General features: G+C 61.5%; 4 protein-coding genes. All 4 read right to left on the bottom strand.

Translation table 11 applies throughout. The features are described from left to right. From ccoP to ccoN, 4 genes are read right to left on the bottom strand one after another with little or no spacing between them, the layout of a single operon-like run. Positions 1-978 carry a cytochrome-c oxidase, cbb3-type subunit III gene (ccoP, locus tag ACF8EF_RS24695; RefSeq protein WP_176685181.1) on the bottom strand — a complete coding sequence of 326 codons (978 nt, stop codon included), beginning with the start codon at positions 976-978 and terminating at the stop codon, positions 1-3. Then, positions 975-1,166, bottom strand: a complete 192-nt coding sequence (locus ACF8EF_RS24700) for a CcoQ/FixQ family Cbb3-type cytochrome c oxidase assembly chaperone (RefSeq protein WP_003254287.1) — start codon at positions 1,164-1,166, stop codon at positions 975-977. The genes ccoP and ACF8EF_RS24700 overlap by 4 nt, the downstream gene beginning before the upstream one ends. A 5-nt stretch (positions 1,167-1,171) precedes the next feature. Continuing rightward, entirely contained in the window at positions 1,172-1,780 is a 609-nt protein-coding gene (gene ccoO, locus ACF8EF_RS24705) for a cytochrome-c oxidase, cbb3-type subunit II (protein ID WP_003254286.1), read from the bottom strand. Then, entirely contained in the window at positions 1,780-3,222 is a 1,443-nt protein-coding gene (gene ccoN / locus ACF8EF_RS24710) for a cytochrome-c oxidase, cbb3-type subunit I (protein WP_003254284.1), read from the bottom strand. Before ccoN ends, ccoO begins: the two co-directional genes overlap by 1 nt. Between the last annotated feature and the right edge of the window lie 473 nt (positions 3,223-3,695).

A 3,695-nucleotide genomic window follows, 5' to 3' on the forward strand; every position in this document is an offset into this window, starting at 1 on the left:
TTACTCAGCCTTGGCCGGTTCAGCCTGGTGCGACAGGCTGTAAACATAAGCCGCCAGCAAGTGCACCTTGTCGTTGCCCTGCAGCTGTTCCTGGGCCGGCATCTGCCCCTGGCGACCATAACGAATGGTCTGCTGCAACTGGGCAAAGCTCGAACCGTAGATGAACGCCTGCGGGTGGGTCAGGTTCGGTGCACCCATGGCGGGCGTACCTTTGCCTTCCGGCCCGTGGCAGGCCACGCAGTTGGCAGCAAAGATCTTCTGCCCGTTCTCGACATCGGCTTTCGCGCCCTCAGGCAGTGTGCGGCCATCGAGTTTGCTGACCACGAATGCAGCCACATCGGCCACGCCCTGGTCACCAATCACTTCGGCCCAGGCCGGCATCACGCCATGGCGACCACCCATGATGCTGGTCTTGATGGTTTCCGGCTCGCCACCCCAGCGCCAGTCATTGTCGGTGAGGTTGGGGAAGCCAAAAGCGCCCTTGGCGTCGGAACCGTGGCACACCGAGCAGTTGGAGGCGAACAGCCGCGCGCCCATTTTCAATGCCTGTGGGTCCTTGGCCACCTCCTCGATGGGCATGGCTGCGAACTTGGCGAAAATCGGCCCGAAGCGGGCGTCGGCCTTGGCCATTTCCTTTTCCCACTCGTGCACGCCGGTCCAGCCCGGCTGGCCGTTGGAAAACTCGGTCCGCTTGTCGTTATCCAGGTATGAATAGCCCGGCAGGACGCCTTTCCAGTTGCCCAGGCCCGGGTACAGCACCAGATAGCCGAGGGCGAAGATGATGGTGCCGACGAACAGCCAGAACCACCATTGCGGCAGCGGGTTGTCGTATTCCTCGATGCCATCGAAGGCATGCCCGACGGTTTCGTCGGTAACCTCTTCGCGCTGGCCCTTGCGGGTCGACAGCAGCAGCCAGGTCAACGAGAAGATGGTGCCCAGGGTCAGGACGGTAACGTACAGACTCCAGAAGGTTGTCATTGTTGTTTGCTCCCAGAAGCTTTTGCTTGCTCGACGTGCCGAGTGGCCTCGGGGTCATCCGCGAAGGGCAGTTGGGTCGCTTCGTCGAAGTCCTTTTTACGCCGTGGGTTGAATACCCACAGTGCCAGGCCCACGAAGGCCACCATCACCACGACGGTGCCCAGGCCGCGAATCATCCCGATATCCATCAGCGTCACCGTTTGCTCTTGATGATGGTGCCAAGACCCTGCAGGTACGCGACGATGGCGTCCATTTCGGTCTTGCCCTTGACCGCGTCACGTGCGCCGGCAATGTCGGCGTCGGTGTACGGGGTGCCGAGTGTGCGCAGCACTTCCATCTTCTTCGCGGTGTCTTTGCCGTCGAGCTTGTTCTCGACCAGCCACGGGTAGGAAGGCATCTTCGATTCCGGTACCACGTTGCGCGGGTTGTACAGGTGCGCACGGTGCCAGTCGTCGGAGTAGCGGCCACCGACGCGGGCCAGGTCCGGCCCGGTACGCTTGGAGCCCCACAGGAACGGATGGTCCCACACGCTCTCGCCGGCTACCGAGTAATGGCCGTAACGCTCGGTTTCGGCACGGAACGGGCGGATCATCTGCGAGTGGCAGCCCACGCAGCCTTCGCGGATGTAGATATCACGGCCTTCCAGCTCCAGCGCGGTGCGCGGCTTCATGCCCTCGACCGGCTTGTTGGTGACGTCCTGGAAAAACAGCGGGACGATCTGGGTCAGGCCACCGACGCTCACGGCGATGACCATGAAGAAGGCCAGCAGGCCTATGTTCTTCTCGACGGCTTCATGCTTCATCAGTGCGCTCCCACAACGACGATCTTGGCGGCCTCTTCAGCCTGTGCCGGGTTGGCGGCACGTACGGTACGGAACACGTTGTAGGCCATCAGCAGCATGCCGCTGGCGAAGAACGCACCGCCCAGGGCGCGGACGATGTAGCCGGGGTGGCTGGCCTGCAGGGCTTCGACGAAGGAGTAGGTGAGGGTGCCGTCATCGTTGATGGCGCGCCACATCAGGCCCTGGGTGATGCCGTTGACCCACATCGAGGCGATATACAGCACGGTGCCGATGGTGGCCAGCCAGAAGTGCGCATTGATCAGGCCGATGCTGTGCATCTGCTCGCGGCCGTAGAGTTTCGGGATCATGTGGTACACGGCGCCGATCGAAATCATTGCCACCCAGCCGAGGGCGCCGGCGTGGACGTGGCCGATGGTCCAGTCGGTGTAGTGCGACAGTGAGTTCACGGTTTTGATGGCCATCATCGGGCCTTCGAAGGTGGACATGCCGTAGAACGCCAGCGACACCACCAGGAAGCGCAGGATCGGGTCGGTGCGCAGTTTGTGCCAGGCGCCCGACAGGGTCATCATGCCGTTGATCATGCCGCCCCAGCTTGGCGCCAGCAGGATGATCGACATTACCATGCCCAGCGACTGCGCCCAGTCAGGCAGGGCGGTGTAGTGCAGGTGATGCGGGCCGGCCCAGATGTACAGGGTGATCAGTGCCCAGAAGTGCACGATCGACAAGCGATACGAGTAGATCGGTCGCTCGGCCTGCTTGGGCACGAAGTAGTACATCATCCCCAGGAAACCGGTGGTGAGGAAGAAGCCCACGGCGTTGTGGCCGTACCACCACTGGATCATCGCGTCGGTGGCGCCGGAGTAGGCCGAGTAGGACTTGAACAGGCTCACCGGCAGCGAGATGTGGTTGACGATGTGCAACATCGCAGTCACCACGATGAAGGCGCCGTAGAACCAGTTGCCGACATAGATGTGCTTGGTCTTGCGCTTGACGATGGTGCCGAAGAACACCAGGCCGTAGGTTACCCAGACAATGGCCAGCAGGATCGCCAGCGGCCACTCGAGCTCGGCGTATTCCTTGGTGGTGGTGTAGCCCATCGGCAGGGTGATCAGCGCACCGACGATCACGGCTTGCCAACCCCAGAAGGTGAAGGCGGCCATGCTGTCGGAGATCAGCCGGGTCTGGCAGGTGCGCTGCACCACGTAGTAGCTGGTGCCGAACAGCGCACAGCCCCCGAAGGCGAAGATCACCAGGTTGGTGTGCAGCGGGCGCAGGCGGCCGAAGCTGGTCCAGGGAAGGTCCAGGTTCAGCTGCGGCCACACCAGCTGCGAGGCGATGAAGACGCCGAGGCCCATGCCAAGGATCCCCCAGACCACCGTCATGATGGCGAACTGGCGGACGACCTTATAGTTATAAGCAGTCGGACTGATTGCTGTGCTCATTCTAAGGTTCCACGGTTTTGATGTTCTTGTTGGTCGAAAAATCGGCGCCAGTATTGATAACCGGCAAGGTTACCGCAACGCAACTTTGGTACGCCGACCCGTGTCCAGACCCGTTCACCGATGTCCCGCAGGGATCGGGTCTGGGCGATTGTACACAAATAAATATTTGTAATGTGTACCGTTTTTCACCTTTTTCTGATCGATCGGTCAGGCTTTTTCTGGGGCGGCGACAGGCCATGCGCCGCGTCTGCTCCGGTCCTTTCGGAGCGAAGCCCACTGAGGCAACAAGCTTAGTTGTGTTCGGTGGGGGTGCAAGGGAAGGGGACTGAGGCTGGTAGTGGGGCGGGGGAGTGCAAGGCTTGAGGGTTATGTGGGGCGGGGGGTGTAAGGTTTGGGGGGGTGATGGGGCGGGGGTGTAAGGTTTGGGGGTTGTGATGGGGCGGGGGTGTAAGGTTTGAGTATTGTGGTGGGGC

The organism is Pseudomonas sp. zjy_15, from assembly GCF_043101865.1.
Taxonomy (GTDB): Bacteria; Pseudomonadota; Gammaproteobacteria; order Pseudomonadales; family Pseudomonadaceae; genus Aquipseudomonas; species Aquipseudomonas putida_Y.